The following is a 15,788-nucleotide window of genomic DNA, read 5'->3' as shown; positions in this document are numbered from 1 at the left end:
TTTCTCTTTTAGGAAAGTGCTTCATTCAAGTCTTCCAAGAGGTCATCCAAATGCTCTAAGCCAACCGAAACCCTGATCAGGTTCTGTGGGGTTTTGCTGTCTGGTCCTTCAGAAGCCGCACGTCTTTCGATAAGACTTTCAACTCCACCTAGGCTTGTGGCATTGGTGAAATATTTCAATTTGGAAATTACCCTGTCGGCTTCGGATGCTCCGCCTTCGACAAGAAAAGAAAGCATTCCGCCGAAACCAGTCATTTGATTGGCGGCAATTTCATGTCCGGGATGATCCAGAAGACCAGGATAAAAGACACGCTCGACTTTGGGATGCTGGGCCAAAAAAGTAGCAATGACCCCAGCATGTTCGGCATGTCCCTTCATTCTGTAAGGCAATGTCTTGATGCTTCTCGTCAAATAATAACAATCAAAAGGTGAAGGAACTGCTCCTCCTGTTTTTTGGACATTCAAGATTTTTTTCCAAAAATCATCTTCTTCTTTTGCGATCAACGCACCTCCCAGAATGTCACTGTGTCCACCAAAGTATTTCGTACTGCTGTGCATCACGATATCTGCTCCCAGAAGCAAGGGATTTTGAAATACAGGCGTAGCAAAGGTATTGTCACAAACCACTTTGGCTCCTTTGGCTTTGGCCAGTTTGGAAAGTCTTGAAATGTCGGAGATTTTAAGCAGCGGATTAGAAGGCGTTTCTATCCAAAGCAATTTCGTTTCCGCTTCAAACGCATCTGCCACTTGAACAGGATCAGTCATGTCCACAAAAGTAACGCGAAGTGAATCGTCAAAAATCGTCAACAAGGCATTTCTCAATCCGTGATACATATCATCCGGGGCCACGATATGACTTCCAGCTGGCAATGCTTGGAATACAGCAACGCCCGCAGCATTTCCCGAAGAAAAAGCCGCTGCTGACTTACCCTTTTCCAATTTCGCGAGAAGGCTTTCCAAGGCAAAACGATTGGGATTCTGTGCCCGGGAATAAATCATGGAGTCTGGTTGGTGCACAAAGGTGGTGGACAGCGTGATCGGTTGAACGACTGGCTTGTGGGAATCCGTGATGATGTTTCCGGCGTGTATAGCGAGTGTTTCTAATTTCATATCATGCTATTATCCCTAGGGAATGGATCTCAATAATTAAATTTATACTCCGAAATATAAGCATTATATTCTTTCTTGATTTCTCGGCGATAATCACAAAGAAGGTGGCTTTTAATATCCCAATGAAAGAAATTACCTGATTCTATCCACAGATCTTACTAGCAACTCATCCTTTCTGATAAATCTATTGGCAAGCAAATTCATGATCATCCCACCAAATATGGCATAGAAACCAAAAACAAAAGTCCCGTCCTCAGTTGGATTGAACACTTGATTGGCGCTATGGCTGGTCCAGATAATCAGTGCCAAATTCACCACCAAGGCAATGGAATTGATCATGTTCAAAAACATTTGCTTGGTTCTGTTTTTGTATTGGAAAATACTGAAAACCGCCAAGCCCGCCGATAGAATTGCAAGCAATGCAATAAATATTTTGTTTTCCGAAGCCAATACGGCGTTGGTTTGGACATCCAGCGTATCCAAACTCCATGCGGAAAGCACCATCATTTGGGTTTGATCCGCATTGAATTGCTCCCAAATCGGAAAAGAAACCTCAAGTACCATGGCCACAGCCACCAAAAACAGAAAAACAGTTTGAATTCGTTGTATCATTTTTATCTAAATTTCAACAAATAAACAGGGTTAATTGGTTAATCGCAAGGAATGGGAAGTTGAGGGTTTAAATTTAACGGGGAATAGTATCTTTGCACCCGTGAATATAAAAATGAAAAGATATTTTTTGGAACTTGCCTACAAAGGAACCCGTTATCATGGGTGGCAAATCCAGAAAAATGCAACCTCCATACAGGAGTTGTTGGAAAAGGCAATCTCACTTGTGTTGAGAACCCCTACTGCCACCATGGGAAGTGGAAGAACGGATACCGGAGTACATGCGAGTCAGCAGTTCCTTCACTTTGATACGGTGGAGGAATTGGACCCCAAAGATTTTCTGAAAAAGATAAATTCCATTTTGCCAAAAGACGTTGCCGTTTATGCCCTGAGAAGGGTCAGAAGCAATGGACACACGCGATTTGACGCAGAATGGCGAAGTTATGTGTATAAAATTTCACTTCGAAAAAATCCTTTTGAGCAAGACACTTCTTGGCTGTACATTTCCGATTTGGACTTCAAAAAAATGAACGAAGCCGCCAAGATGCTCCTTTCTTATGAGGATTTTCAATGCTTCAGCAAGATTAAGACAGATGTCAACCATTTCAGATGCATTTTAAAAGAAGCTTATTGGGAACAAAATGACCACCAATTGGTATTTCATATTACTTCCAATAGATTTTTGAGAGGAATGGTAAGATCAATTGTGGGGACCTTGATAGAAGTGGGAACCGGAAAGTGGAGTCTTGCAGATTTTAAAAAGATACTCGAAAACAAAGACAGAAACCAAGCGGGTTTTTCAGCCCCCCCACATGGTCTTTTTCTTTGCAAAGTAACTTACCCAGAAAAAATATTTATCTAAACCATTTGAATTTTGAGTCTGGAACAAGAGAATGTAAAAAGTGGTGAAATCATTGACACCAAGGTGCTCAAAAGGCTGTATGATTTTGTACGTCCCTACAAAGGGAAATTTTATTTTTTGATTTTCTTGACTTTGGCCTTGGCAATTCTGGCTCCAACCAGACCTTATTTTATACAGATTGCCATTGATGAGCATGTGGCTATCGGCGACAAACAAGGCTTGATCAATATCGTGTTGCTTTTGATCTTCCTGATGGTGGTCCAAGCAGGAGTGCAGTTTGCACACACCTATATATCAGGTTGGATTGGCCAAGCGATCATTCGGGATATCCGAATCAAGCTTTACAGGCATTTGCTTAAGATGCGCCTCAAATTCTTCGACAACACCCCTATCGGGAGATTGGTCACGCGAAACATTTCCGATGTAGAGACCTTGGCGGATGTTTTCAGTGAGGGATTGGCTGCTATTATTGGGGATTTACTCCAGTTGGTGACCATATTGGGCGTGATGTTTTACATTGATTGGAAACTTACTTTGGTCAGTTTATGCACCTTGCCCTTGTTGATCATCTCCACTTATGTCTTTAAGGAGAAAATAAAAATCACCTTCAATGACGTAAGGAATGCTGTATCAAACCTGAATTCATTTCTCCAGGAACACATCACCGGAATGACCATCGTCCAGATCTTTAACCGGGAAAAAAAGGAGCATGAAAAATTCAAAGCCATCAACAAGGACCATAGAATAGCCCATGTGAAGTCGGTTTTGTATTATTCCATTTATTTCCCTGTGGCCGAGATTATCCAGGCAATGGGAATAGGATTAGTGGTTTGGTATGGAGCGACGGGCGTATTTGATTTGGAAATACAGATCGGGGTTTTGATTTCCTTTATCATGTACTTACAACTTTTTTTCAGGCCGATCAGAATGATTGCTGACCGGTACAATACCCTTCAACTCGGAGTGGTCAGCTCTTCCAGAATTTTCAAATTATTGGAAAGCGAAGAAAACATCGCCAATGAAGGGGATTTTCAACCTGAAAAAATCCAGGGTAAAATTCAAATGGAGAACGTATGGTTTGCCTACAATGATGAGGATTGGGTATTGAAAAACATCAATTTGGATGTGAATCATGGGGACACCGTGGCTTTGGTCGGTGCAACAGGCGCCGGAAAATCCTCCATCATCAATCTGCTCAGTCGATTTTACGAAATCAACAAAGGATCGATTAAAATCGATGGTACAGATATAAAAGACTTTGAACTCGCCACCTTGAGAAGGCATATCGGTGTGGTGCATCAGGATGTGTTTTTGTTTTCAGACACCATCTTTTACAACATCACATTGGGGAATCCTGACATCACCAGGGAACAAGTCATGCATGCGGCGAAAATGGTCGGTGCAAAAAAATTCATAGAAAGGCTTCCTGGCGGATTGGATTACAATGTGATGGAAAGAGGCGCTACGCTTTCGGTAGGTCAGCGGCAACTGATCTCTTTTGTGAGGGCGATGGTTTACAATCCCGAAATCATTATTTTGGATGAAGCCACGTCTTCTGTGGATACGGAAACTGAGGAACTGATCCAGAAGGCAATCCATAAAATGATGAAAGGTCGAACCTCAATCATCATTGCACACCGACTTTCGACGATCCAAAAAGCAAACAAAATCATCGTTCTCCACCATGGCGAGATCAAGGAGGAAGGTACGCACGAGTCGTTGTTGGCACTGGAAGGCTATTATGCACAGCTCCACCACATGCAATTGAAATCAATGGCTATCTGATAGATAGCCTGTTCCCGCAGAAAAATGCCAAATATTATTCTGAAATTAGGCAATGTTTTCACAACGGGGCTTAATTTTGTTTCGTAGTATCTTTATTATTTAACCAAAAAATTATTAATCGTGAAAAAATTATTAATCCTTGCATTTGCAATGCTGCCACTTTTGACTTTTGGACAGGAAACCGGCATCGGCTTGCGACTCGGAGAACCTTTGTCCATCACTTACAAAACTTTCATCGATGACGTTTTTTCGATTGAGGCCATGGTCGGAAGTGCCGGAGCCAACAGTGCCCAGTATTACCAAAGGGCCTTCGACAACAATCTCCCCGCTCCCAATGCCTTTTATTCTGGACACAGCACCTCAAATTCATTTTCATTCAACTTACGGGGTGCCTATCATGAGGATTTCACAAGCGATCTGAACATTGAGTCAGGATATCTTTTGGGATATGCCGGTGCAGGGGTCCAATTGAGAAGTGTACGCGTAGACTATGCCTATACCAATCCCGTTTCTTCGGGCGCCCCAATATTGCGGGATAGAAGGACAAACATTGATTTCGGACCAGAAATCTTTGGTGGCGCTGAATATTATTTTGATGACCTTCCCATCAATGTCTTTGCGGAAATCGGCTTGTTTATGGAAGTCCTCAACCGGTTTGGACATGTCAGGCTTCAGGGAGCCATCGGAGCCAGATATCTTTTTTAGATTATGAAAAAATGGATCATTGGCGGTTTTCTGCTCTTCCTGATTGCTTTGGGATTTTATCAATTTGACAGAATGGGAGGATTCAACGAGATCGTTATTGATATCCAAGAAATCGAAGCCATCGACCTTACAGGAATTTATTTCAAAGGAGTGCCAGAAGATGAAGCAATAGGACTGGCATTTCAAACGATGGGAGATCTTCAATCAAAAGCTTCCGGATCTACACTGCATACCATTTACTTCGTCGAACCTGCTGGTAAAAGAGACACCATGGAAGTCTTTGTGGGTTTGGAAGACCGGTTCATATTGGAAAGTGAAGGGTTTTCGAAGCAATCCTTTCCGGCCGGAACATCTGTTGTTGCCCATATCGAAGCGAATCGGTTCGTGATGCCCTCTCCCAACAAAATAAAACAGAAAATGGAAGCCTTTGCATTGGAGAATGGATTGAATAAACCTAAGGTGTTTATTGATATGCTTTTGGGACCGGATGAAGTGCGTGTAGTCGCACCGATCGTGAAATAATTTTCACGCCAGCCCCTTTTTCATACCCTTGGTACAGTTTTAGATAATAGTTTGAAACGACTTGGGCCGAAACAAACCTTCCCCTTAAGAAATTCGTGTATCCACTTACCTTTAAATTTCAACTCCTATGAAAAAAACACTTATAGCATTCTTGATTACAGGATTTGTAGCACTTCAATCTTGCGAGGGGCCACAAGGACCTGCAGGTTTACCCGGACAGGACGCAACCAATATTGTCAGTGAAGTTTTTGAACAGACTGTAAATTTCACACAGTCGAACAATTATGAGGAAGTGTTTAATTTCACCCCTCCAATCTTTACCAGTGATGTAGTTTTGGTTTTTCTGGAATGGGAAACGCAAAACAACAATTCCATTTGGAGAGCCCTTCCCCAGACCGTTTTCCTCGAAGAAGGAGTGCTTATTTACAACTTTGATTTCAGCAGGCAAGATTTCCGGTTGTTTTTGGAAACCACCTTTAATGCGGGATTATTGCCTGACGTTTTTACGCGAAACCAAAAATTCAGGGTCGTAATCGTTCCTGGAGAATTTGCAAATGCCCGAATCGATTTTTCCGATTATGAAGCGGTCATGAATCTAATAGGAGCTAAGGAAGGGAATGTCGTTGACTTGGACCTTAGAAAATAATTGAAAAAGAGCTTCCTTCGGGAGGCTTTTTTTATTTTTTATCACATCGCCTTGTTTGAATTTTTTGTCGTATATCCCAAAATAAAAATTCTAGCTTATCTTTGCCACATGCAATTGAAAAACGATTTATTATTAAGGGCTGCCAAAGGTGAACCCGTGGAAAGAACCCCTGTATGGCTGATGCGCCAAGCGGGAAGGATTTTACCGGAGTACCGGGCAGTTAGAGATAGCGTAAGCGGTTTCATAGAACTGGCCCAAACCCCCGATTTGGCGGCCGAAGTGACCATTCAACCCGTGGATATCCTTGGCGTAGATGCGGCCATAATTTTTTCCGATATCTTGGTGATTCCCGAGGCCATGGGCTTGCCCTACGAAATGGTGGAGAAAAGAGGCCCCTACTTCCCTAACACGATCCAATCTGAAAGGGACTTAAAAAAACTCAAAATAGCGAATGGATCACATGACCTTAAATATGTGATCGATGCCATTCTCATTACAAAGAGAGCATTGAACGGAAGGGTTCCCTTGATTGGGTTTGCGGGAGCTCCTTGGACCATTTTTGCCTATATGATCGAAGGGTCTGGAAGCAAAACTTTCTCAAAGGCCAGGGCGATGCTGTACACACATCCCAAGCTTTCTCACCAGTTGCTGCAAATGATCACGGAAAGCACCATCAACTACCTGAAAGCACAGATCAATGCCGGTGTAAATCTCGTCCAGATTTTTGACAGTTGGGCAGGTATATTGCCGCCTAACCACTACGATGAGTTTTCGCTTCGGTACATTTCCCAAATCTGTGATGCCATCACGGAAGTCCCGAAAACGGTTTTTGCCAAAGGTGCTTTTTTTGCAAGGGAAAAAATGGGAGCGCTCAATTGCGAAACCATCGGACTGGATTGGAACATGGGCATTGCCGAATCCAGAAATATGATCGGCCCCAACAAAACCTTGCAGGGAAATTTGGATCCAGCGGCTTTGTATGGCAATGCGAATGAAGTCGAGGCGGCGACCATCGCCATGCTCGACCAATTCAAGGGAACCCGACACATCGCCAACTTAGGCCATGGTGTTTATCCTGACATTGATCCTGAAATGGTGAAGGTATTTGTGAATACGGTGAAAAATTACCGGTAACACAACCTGAATTAAAATAAGAATAAACGGTGGGCTATGGCTCACCGTTATTTTTTTAGGAAATTAGGGAAATCAAATTGCGGTAATCAAATCTCCAATTTGAACTTTTTCACCTCCGAGTAATAACATATTCTGTCCAAACATCACGTTATTTCCAACAGTTCTATATTTTGAGAGGGTCTTGAGGGGTTCTTTGTTTTTGATCCCAGAATTCTGATCTATGGTTGTCATCACACACCTGGCGCAAGGCTTTGTGATTTTGAATGTCGCCTCACCGATCCTGATTTTATCCCAACCGTCTTCTAGAAAAGCTTCTCCGCCCGAAAAGACAAGATTCGGCCGAAACCTATCCATAGGTACAGGAATATCCAATTTTTCATTCAAATCGTCAAGTGAGGATTGTCCAATGATCAAATAAGGCATTCCATCTGCAAAACTCACTTCCTCATTGTGGACTGCATATTTTGGTTTCAGTCTTCTATTGGCCTTGTTGTTCATGACCACAAGTCTACATTTTGTTCTCAATTGACCGGAAAACCATTCATTTATCGCGGCATCCAACACCTGGGCCACTACCTGATCCTCCCAGATTTCCACCCTAATTTCCTCTTCATTTGAATTCTCAAAGGGAATATGGATTTTTTGATTTGGATCCGTTTTAACATTTACCAGCAGCCCATTTGCTTCAAGCTGAACTTGCAAGAGCGCCATTTGAGGAAGGGTCCGCTGGCTGCAAAACAACCCATTTTCGTCCACCAACATCCAACGTCGATCATATTGAAAACCTTTCTCCTCAAGCATGGCTGATTCCAGCCTTATTCCACCCAATGATTTGATGGGGTAAATGTAAATATCCTTTAAAAACATGGCCTTGTATTTCCAGCCAATATAACCAAAAATCGAAAATTATGACAAGGTTTACTTTGTTCAATCATTGTCCGGAATCTCCCGAATCCTCTCCAATATCCCCGGCGATAATTGAAGTAACGATTTTGTGGTTGGGCTGCACCCCTCTTAAAAAACTTTGGATAGGGAAAACATCAAAGACATTATTTTTTGGAGGAAAAACCAAAATCAAAACAACATTCAATAACACAACTATCCCCCATTTCCATCTTTCCTTGGCTAGCGTCTTTTTGAATTCCTTGTCCATTGCTCACAAGATGCTCCAATAGGGGAAAAGGTTGCGTTAGCTCTTTGATTTAAACCAGAATGCTAAGACAGCGGAAAAGAAACGTAAAGCATCTAACTGGAATTAAGTTAGATGGAATATGCAGTGGGATTTCAAATGGGATTGAAACTGCAAGAAAATCATACTATTGGGAGAAGGAGTCGTCTAACCGATATGACGAAGACAAAAACATTGGACAATTCACCACTTTTTAGGTAATTATAAACTCTATTAGAAATATTAATGCATAACACGGGCTAAAGAAACAACTCAAATCCAACGTCTTATAACCAAAGCCTTTTGGGGAAATTGAATTTGACCATTTTGGCACGACACCAATATCCAAAGGATTAATATCTAAGGTTTGACGGAAACAAAAGTGACAAATGATGAGAAACGGCTGTGAGGACTGACAAAAAATATGTCAATCTGACACAAAAAACTCTTAAAAAGCCCTTGGCACATCGCTTGTAAAACCCTTTCTACGAATAATAAAATTGTATTCAATAACCGAAAAAATATATAATCATGGGAAAAATCATAGGTATAGATCTTGGCACAACCAACTCTTGCGTAGCAGTAATGGAAGGAAATGAGCCAGTGGTTATCCAAAACAGTGAAGGAAGAAGAACCACTCCTTCCATAGTGGCATTTTTGGACAATGGCAACGGAGAAAGAAAAGTTGGGGATCCTGCAAAACGTCAGGCCATCACTAACCCAACCAACACCATTTCATCTGTAAAGAGATTTATGGGCAAAAGATTCTCCGAGGTTTCCGAAGAGAAAAAACATGCTTCATACAAAATCGAACAAGGTCCAAACGACACCATAAGCGTCAAAATCGGGGACAGGTCTTATACTCCCCAGGAACTATCGGCCATGATTCTTCAAAAAATGAAGACGACAGCCGAGGATTTTTTGGGTCATGAAGTTACTGAAGCGGTGATTACCGTTCCTGCTTATTTCAATGATGCAGAACGTCAAGCCACCAAAGAAGCTGGTGTAATTGCTGGATTGGAAGTAAAAAGAATCATCAATGAGCCAACTGCTGCAGCTCTGGCTTACGGAATGGACAAGAAAAACCAGGACATGAAAATAGCGGTGTATGACCTTGGTGGTGGTACTTTCGATATTTCCATCCTTGAACTGGGAGATGGCGTTTTTGAAGTGAAATCCACCAATGGTGACGTACACTTGGGTGGTGATGACTTTGACCAAGTGATCATCAACTGGTTGGCGGATGAATTCAAAAGCGAGGAGCAAATCGATCTTAGAAATGATCCCATGGCTCTTCAAAGACTTAAAGAAGCTTCTGAAAAAGCAAAAATAGAGTTGTCAAGCTCTTCGACTACGGAGATCAATCTTCCTTACATCACCGCAACCCAAACCGGGCCAAAGCACTTGGTAAGAACTTTGACAAGAGCGAAATTCGAGCAACTTGCTGACAGTTTGGTCAAAAGATCAATGGAGCCGTGTAAGAAAGCCTTGGCAGATTCAGGATTTAGTGCCTCTGAGATTGACGAAGTCATCTTGGTAGGTGGATCGACCCGTATTCCTAAAATTCAGGAAGAAGTCGAGAAATTCTTTGGCAAGAAGCCTTCCAAAGGTGTAAACCCTGATGAAGTTGTCGCCATTGGTGCAGCGATACAAGGTGGTGTTTTGACTGGCGAGGTGAAAGATGTATTGCTTTTGGACGTAACCCCGCTTTCTTTGGGTATCGAAACGATGGGCGGTGTATTTACCAAACTGATCGAATCCAATACGACCATTCCGACCAAAAAATCGGAGGTGTTCTCGACTGCTGCTGACAATCAGCCAGCGGTGGATATCCACGTATTGCAAGGTGAGCGCCCCTTGGCGAAGGACAACAGGACCATTGGTAGATTCCAATTGTCAGACATCCCACCTTCCCAAAGAGGTGTTCCGCAAATCGAAGTAACTTTTGATATCGATGCCAATGGTATCCTTAATGTCTCCGCAAAAGACAAAGGCACCGGAAAAGAGCAAAAAATCAAAATCGAAGCTTCTTCAGGTTTGACACAGGAAGAAATCCAAAGAATGAAAAGTGAGGCAGAAGCAAATGCAGTAACTGATAAAGCTGAAAAAGAGAAAATCGAGAAGTTGAACCAAGCAGATAGCTTGATCTTCCAGACCGAGAAACAGTTGAAAGAATATGGTGACAAGCTTTCCGAAGGAAACAAAGCCAATGTTAGCGGTGCTCTCGAAGCATTAAAGACTGCGCATCAAACGCAAAACCTGGAGTCCATTGACAGTGCTACCGAAAACCTGAACAAGGCTTGGGAAGGTGCTTCCCAAGAAATGTACAATTCTACACAAGGTGGTCCAGGTGCACAGGATGCTGGCGGAGATGCTTCAGGTACCGGATCAGCTGATGCTGGTGATGGTGTATCGGATGTAGATTACGAAGAAGTGAGCGAAGACAAAAAATAATCGCTTGATAATAAAAAGAAAGAAGGCATCTGTATTTATATGGATGCCTTTCTTTGTTTCAAAACCCTAATCCAATATCAAACAGATGCACTTGACGAAAGATAATAAATTAAAAAAACTCATTATCGTGGGAGATCGGGTTTTGGTCAAATTGAAGAAATCCCAGGACAAAACCAGCAGCGGACTTTACCTGCCTCCGGGGGTTCAGGAAAAAGAAAAGATTCAACAGGGATACATCATCAAAGCAGGACCTGGATACCCAATCCCAATGCCCGCAGAGGATGATGCGCTCTGGAAAGAGCAGGAAGAAAATGTCAAATACCTCCCGCTTCAGGCAAAGGAGGGGGATTTGGCAATATTTTTATTGAATGGAGCCTTTGAGGTGGTTTATGAGGGGGAGAAATACTTCATCGTTCCACAAAGCAGCATCTTGATGCTGGAGAGAGAAACAGAAATGTAGCAATTAATCTCTTGATGAATTCTTAAAGAGAATGGGGAAGATTGTAACTGTAAAAAAGCAGGAATAGTGATAATCGAAAACATCTGATCCTTGCTTTTTTTTAATTTCTCAGAACCTTAATCAACCTTGTTTCCTGCCCCAATGCGCAAGGCTTAAAGAGTTATATTGAACTGGACTCAAACCGAAAGATGCATGCCGTTTCCTAATGGGATGAAACCGCATACAAATCAGACTATTTGGAGACTAAGGTGTAGCGCCGATTTGGTGAAGTCCAAAACAGGAAACAAAGACTGATTGTTAGGCAATTTCAGACTGAAGTGGAATTTGTAATGCACAAAACAGGTCCAACCTTTATTTAAAAGTAATCAAGCTGTATAAACTGATTATACTGGCCATTTAGTCTTCATTTTGTATGATGAAAATCTTCGAGCTGGCAATCTACATTCCTCCCACGGTTTGGGATGCCTATACTGGGGATGGATTTTGATAACGTAAAACTTTCAAGAGGAATTTTTTTATTTATTCGATTCCCATTTGTGTGTTTGAAAACGAGGCTGGAGATTTTTTAGATCTTTAAGCAGAATTAAATAATTCAAATTTAAAAAAAACGTGATATATGGGCCTTTTTTTGGCAGTGAAGATATAAAAAAAGCGAAACTTCCAAAAAATTCTTGGGAGTTTCGCCAGTATTTGAATTTCAATCTATGTTCAATTATTTTTCCAAGGCTTTCTGTTTTTTGCTTCAGGCCCCGTTACTCTTCTTTTCTCTCTTAATGTGGTATTGATCTCGACTTGATCAGCATCCGCTTTCCAAGCTTTTCTGTTTTTGAATGCAGGTCCCTTTTCGGTAGTATCCACTACCTTTGCCATCAAAACGCCTGTTCTTGCTTGTTCTTTCCAAGGTTTGTAGTTTTTGGCAGCTGGCCCTTTTAAATCACTGTGAGATTGCGCATAGGATACATTAAACGCAAGAAATAAAGCGGCTAATATAAATGTGAATCTGGTCATAATATAGTTAGTTTGTTTTTCGTTCGATTACAGTATTATATACGTAAATAGAAGAATATGTTTTCCAAAAACAGGGATTTACACATAAATAATCGAAAAAATAAGAATAAAATACTGTTTAACGATTTTAAAAAATGAAAAAAAGGTTTGATTTTATACCGGTTTTTAGTGCCGGCTATGCATAAAACAGAAAATGAGCTGTAAGAACACCCAATTCTGACAAAATCATCAAAAAACAATAAAACCCTCGTCTTTTTTGGAAGACAGAGGGTTTTATTCAAAAAATTGACTGTAATTGTTCAATTAAAATGAAAATACCGCAGCAAGGATAAAAGAGGAGAGGTTTTTTGTAGGAGAAAGGGAAGGATTCACAAAGAAATCTTCTTTCATGGTATCCAACCTCAATTCAGGGATAATGGTAAGGTTTTTCGCTACCTTGGCATTTCCGGTAAGTGTCAAGGCAAACACACTGCCATCACCGGCTGCATTGGTACCTACTACACCGCCAAGCCCACCGTTAAACACTTTAAAATATTCTGCTCTTGTTCCGATTGAGAATTTTTCAGAAGTAGCTGCCTGTAAATAGCCGGCGATTCCATAAAAGCCTGCGCCGTCACCATCAACGTCACTAACTGAAGAGCCATTGAAAATTTCACCGGCTGCAGATGTATTGTAAGTGGCATTCAATCCTGCATAAATGGTTTCTGATAAATTGAATCCTGTAGTCAAATCGATCTGGAACGTTGATCCCATGGAAGATTGCCCACTTGTCAAAGGGAAATCCGTATCCAATCTTCCATCTTGGTCACCATAGATTAAATTCAAGTAGGTACTTCCCGCATCTGTTGCATATCCCAATTGTGCGCCAAAAGTATATGACCCGGCAAGATTAAACTCCGTCATGTCTGTAGGATTCATCACTGCCGCCATAAATGACCATTTGTCCGTCAATGCAAAATCAGCTTTCAAACCTGTATGGGAAAATGGACCGTAGGAAAACATGTAAGAAGTGGAGTAGTTGAAATTCCCAGTTGGAGAAATGACCTCATAACCGAGGAAGGTATTGAAATTACCCATGGTAAGCGTCACTGCATCATTTACAGACCAATAGACGTATAACTGGTTGACAATTTGAGAGCTTCCTGCAAGTCCTCCAGCATAAAGTGGGGATCCGAAAACCGCATCTTCCCCCCTTGGCCCAAAGACTAAATCGGCTACAAAACCCACTTTTTTACCTTCATAGGTTGCGATAAGATTCGCCATACCAAGAGAAAATCCTGGTAAGTTCCCAAAGGAAGTTGCAGGGGCCTGAGCAAACTCACCCTTGTTTGGGGCATTGAAATTTGCACGGTAATAGGCGTCAACAGACCCAGTGATGGCTACTTTTGGATCTTCTTCGGTTTCAACTTCTTGCGCAAAACCAGGCACTGCTACGAATATTAATAGTAAAACTATTAGTAGTTGAAAATTTTTCATTTTAATTTTAGTTGTTGGTTGAATATTTTATTTGACTGATAAGAACCCTGACCCAATCAGAAAGAGAGTCGCATTTTTTTCCTTGGGCAGGGTTCTGCTTTTTTTAAGATATTATGAGCATTGGACTATTCGTCATATACGATTGTGTATCCGCGGATACCATGCTCATGAGAATCAAGACCAGATCTTTCGTGCTCCTCAGAAACCCTGATTCCTACGGTTACTTTTAGGATGTAGAAGATCAGGAATGCCGACCCGAAGGCCATTGCTCCACAGACAGCCACACCAATCAACTGTGTCAAGAAGGAGTGATCAGGATTTGTTGAGAAGATCCCCACGGCCAATGTTCCCCATACACCACAGGTGAGGTGAACCGAGACAGCACCGACCACATCATCCAATTTCATTTTGTCCAAAAAGACTGCTGAAAGAACCACAAGGATGCCGGCAATGAAACCAATGAGGAGTGATGCTCCTGGTTTAAAAACATCAGCTCCTGCTGTAATCCCCACCAATCCGGCCAGAATACCATTGAGAACCATGCCTAAATCCAATCTTTTGAAAGCAAAATAGGCGGCTAAAAACCCCCCCATTCCACCAGCTGCAGCTCCAAGGCAAGTGATCACAAGAACCATAGAGACAAGTCCCGGGTCAGCAGAGAGTACGGAGCCTCCATTGAAACCAAACCAGCCGAACCAAAGCAAGAAAACCCCGATTACTGCCAAAGGAACACTGGCCCCTGGCTTATCGACAGTTTTTCCATTGACATACTTTCCGATACGCGGACCAACCAAAATTACACCTGCCAATGCCCCCCATCCCCCAACGGAATGGACCAACGTGGATCCAGCAAAATCATAGAAGCCCATGGCGTCCAATGCACCACCACCCCATTTCCAGCTTCCAATGAGCGGATAAACAATACCCACGAAAATCAGTGTAAAAACTAGATAAGCAGAGATCTTCACCCTTTCGGCAATGGCTCCAGATACAATAGTGGCGCAGGTCGCTGCGAACATTGCCTGGAATAAAAAGTCTGTCCAATAGGTATATCCTGCATCCGCATATTCTGCGGTGATATCGGCATTTTCCGGGTTCATATAAAACATGGACCATCCTGCGGAATCAAAAGAAAACCATCCTGGGACTTCAAACCCTGGGTACATGAGAAAGAAACCACAGACAGCATACGTGAGGATACCGATAATTGGGGTCACTGTATTTTTAAAGAGAATGTTAACGGTATTCTTGGCCTGGCCAAATCCAGTCTCGACCCCTGCAAAACCCAGGTGCATGATAAATACCAGCGCGGTACAGAGCATCATCCAAACATTATTGGTAGTCAGAAGACCTTGAGTGATTTCGACAGAGTAGTCTATACTTGCCGCAACACTTTCGCTTCCTATTTGTGCGAGTAACGTAGAATTCCAATTCATAGGTTTAAATTTTAATTTTTAAGGATTATCAAAATTTTATATAGGTTTTAAAGAGAATAATTTTCATAAATCTAAATATATTTTTGGTAATAAAACAAACCTATGTTTACAGATTTTTTAATTTTTGAAACATTTACCGCCTTTATTTATATCATAAAATCGTTTTTTATTGTAATTTTTTATTTTTGAAGTGTTTTTTTAAACCTTTTTTTTAAAATGTGTAATTTCCAAAAAGCCAATATCCTTCTGCGAAATCGATTCCGTAAATTAGGATACCTTTATTTTTTACTTTCATAGAGATCAAATTCAAAATTAAATTTTGAATTACTGTAACTTTCAATACTTTACACTTAAAATTTTATGTATCATGGATTTATTCCAAAAATTATTCTAAAAAAAATTTATTTATTTTTC

Annotated in this window: 14 protein-coding genes; 8 read left to right on the top strand and 6 right to left on the bottom strand. The window is 41.5% G+C overall.

Annotation, left to right across the window (positions count from 1 at the left end):
• Positions 1-8 precede the first annotated feature (8 nt).
• Both F824_RS0109050 and F824_RS0109045 read right to left on the bottom strand, forming a co-directional pair.
• On the bottom strand, positions 9-1,109 hold the full coding sequence (locus F824_RS0109050; protein ID WP_019597562.1) for a trans-sulfuration enzyme family protein: 1,101 nt from the start codon (positions 1,107-1,109) through the stop codon (positions 9-11).
• Positions 1,110-1,241: 132 nt separating this feature from the next.
• Entirely contained in the window at positions 1,242-1,721 is a 480-nt protein-coding gene (locus F824_RS0109045) for a DUF4293 domain-containing protein (RefSeq protein ID WP_019597561.1), read from the bottom strand.
• 112 nt (positions 1,722-1,833) lie between these two features.
• Here F824_RS0109045 and truA point away from each other — a divergent pair, with 112 nt between their 5' ends.
• The 6 genes from truA (at position 1,834) to hemE (ending at position 7,372) form a co-directional block, all read left to right on the top strand.
• The gene (truA, locus tag F824_RS0109040) at positions 1,834-2,580 is read left to right on the top strand and encodes a tRNA pseudouridine(38-40) synthase TruA (protein WP_019597560.1); all 747 of its coding nucleotides are present in this window, start codon (positions 1,834-1,836) and stop codon (positions 2,578-2,580) included.
• A gap of 12 nt (positions 2,581-2,592) precedes the next feature.
• Positions 2,593-4,365, top strand: coding sequence for an ABC transporter ATP-binding protein (locus F824_RS0109035; RefSeq protein ID WP_019597559.1), 1,773 nt, complete (start codon positions 2,593-2,595; stop codon positions 4,363-4,365).
• A gap of 120 nt (positions 4,366-4,485) precedes the next feature.
• Entirely contained in the window at positions 4,486-5,070 is a 585-nt protein-coding gene (locus tag F824_RS0109030) for a hypothetical protein (RefSeq protein ID WP_026333598.1), read from the top strand.
• Positions 5,071-5,073: 3 nt separating this feature from the next.
• Positions 5,074-5,592: a hypothetical protein gene (locus tag F824_RS0109025; RefSeq protein WP_019597557.1), complete on the top strand. Its 519-nt coding sequence runs from the start codon at positions 5,074-5,076 to the stop codon at positions 5,590-5,592.
• A gap of 127 nt (positions 5,593-5,719) precedes the next feature.
• Positions 5,720-6,238 carry a hypothetical protein gene (locus F824_RS0109020; RefSeq protein WP_019597556.1) on the top strand — a complete coding sequence of 173 codons (519 nt, stop codon included), beginning with the start codon at positions 5,720-5,722 and terminating at the stop codon, positions 6,236-6,238.
• Between the two features lie 108 nt (positions 6,239-6,346).
• Positions 6,347-7,372, top strand: a complete 1,026-nt coding sequence (hemE, locus tag F824_RS0109015; RefSeq protein WP_026333597.1) for a uroporphyrinogen decarboxylase — start codon at positions 6,347-6,349, stop codon at positions 7,370-7,372.
• 72 nt (positions 7,373-7,444) lie between these two features.
• Here the strand turns inward: hemE and F824_RS0109010 are convergent, their stop codons facing one another.
• Positions 7,445-8,239: an MOSC domain-containing protein gene (locus F824_RS0109010; protein ID WP_019597554.1), complete on the bottom strand. Its 795-nt coding sequence runs from the start codon at positions 8,237-8,239 to the stop codon at positions 7,445-7,447.
• 832 nt (positions 8,240-9,071) lie between these two features.
• On the opposite strand from F824_RS0109010, the gene dnaK reads away from it, so the two are divergent.
• Both dnaK and F824_RS0108995 read left to right on the top strand, forming a co-directional pair.
• Positions 9,072-10,994 (top strand): molecular chaperone DnaK, encoded by a 1,923-nt coding sequence (gene dnaK / locus F824_RS0109000; protein ID WP_019597551.1) that lies wholly within the window; start codon positions 9,072-9,074, stop codon positions 10,992-10,994.
• 85 nt (positions 10,995-11,079) lie between these two features.
• Positions 11,080-11,454, top strand: coding sequence for a co-chaperone GroES (locus F824_RS0108995; RefSeq protein ID WP_019597550.1), 375 nt, complete (start codon positions 11,080-11,082; stop codon positions 11,452-11,454).
• Between the two features lie 708 nt (positions 11,455-12,162).
• Here F824_RS0108995 and F824_RS0108990 read toward each other — a convergent pair.
• The 3 genes from F824_RS0108990 to F824_RS0108980 form a co-directional block, all read right to left on the bottom strand.
• Positions 12,163-12,462: a hypothetical protein gene (locus F824_RS0108990; protein ID WP_019597549.1), complete on the bottom strand. Its 300-nt coding sequence runs from the start codon at positions 12,460-12,462 to the stop codon at positions 12,163-12,165.
• Between the two features lie 303 nt (positions 12,463-12,765).
• Entirely contained in the window at positions 12,766-13,938 is a 1,173-nt protein-coding gene (locus F824_RS0108985; protein ID WP_026333596.1) for a porin, read from the bottom strand.
• 125 nt (positions 13,939-14,063) lie between these two features.
• Positions 14,064-15,374 carry an ammonium transporter gene (locus tag F824_RS0108980; protein WP_019597547.1) on the bottom strand — a complete coding sequence of 437 codons (1,311 nt, stop codon included), beginning with the start codon at positions 15,372-15,374 and terminating at the stop codon, positions 14,064-14,066.
• Positions 15,375-15,788: the final 414 nt, after the last annotated feature.

Source organism: Rhodonellum psychrophilum GCM71 = DSM 17998 (genome assembly GCF_000381545.1).
GTDB lineage: Bacteria > Bacteroidota > Bacteroidia > Cytophagales > Cyclobacteriaceae > Rhodonellum > Rhodonellum psychrophilum.
This window is presented reverse-complemented; position numbering and strand designations above follow the sequence as displayed.

What these genes read in the sequence shown, in the direction of transcription:
- truA (WP_019597560.1), top strand. Translation starts at nt 1,834, where the DNA reads ATGAAAAGATATTTTTTGGAACTTGCCTACAAAGGAACCCGTTATCAT.
- F824_RS0108985 (WP_026333596.1), bottom strand. Translation starts at nt 13,938, where the DNA reads ATGAAAAATTTTCAACTACTAATAGTTTTACTATTAATATTCGTAGCA.
- F824_RS0108990 (WP_019597549.1), bottom strand. Translation starts at nt 12,462, where the DNA reads ATGACCAGATTCACATTTATATTAGCCGCTTTATTTCTTGCGTTTAAT.
- F824_RS0109025 (WP_019597557.1), top strand. Translation starts at nt 5,074, where the DNA reads ATGAAAAAATGGATCATTGGCGGTTTTCTGCTCTTCCTGATTGCTTTG.
- hemE (WP_026333597.1), top strand. Translation starts at nt 6,347, where the DNA reads ATGCAATTGAAAAACGATTTATTATTAAGGGCTGCCAAAGGTGAACCC.
- F824_RS0109020 (WP_019597556.1), top strand. Translation starts at nt 5,720, where the DNA reads ATGAAAAAAACACTTATAGCATTCTTGATTACAGGATTTGTAGCACTT.
- F824_RS0109045 (WP_019597561.1), bottom strand. Translation starts at nt 1,721, where the DNA reads ATGATACAACGAATTCAAACTGTTTTTCTGTTTTTGGTGGCTGTGGCC.
- dnaK (WP_019597551.1), top strand. Translation starts at nt 9,072, where the DNA reads ATGGGAAAAATCATAGGTATAGATCTTGGCACAACCAACTCTTGCGTA.
- F824_RS0109010 (WP_019597554.1), bottom strand. Translation starts at nt 8,239, where the DNA reads ATGTTTTTAAAGGATATTTACATTTACCCCATCAAATCATTGGGTGGA.
- F824_RS0108995 (WP_019597550.1), top strand. Translation starts at nt 11,080, where the DNA reads ATGCACTTGACGAAAGATAATAAATTAAAAAAACTCATTATCGTGGGA.
- F824_RS0109050 (WP_019597562.1), bottom strand. Translation starts at nt 1,109, where the DNA reads ATGAAATTAGAAACACTCGCTATACACGCCGGAAACATCATCACGGAT.
- F824_RS0108980 (WP_019597547.1), bottom strand. Translation starts at nt 15,374, where the DNA reads ATGAATTGGAATTCTACGTTACTCGCACAAATAGGAAGCGAAAGTGTT.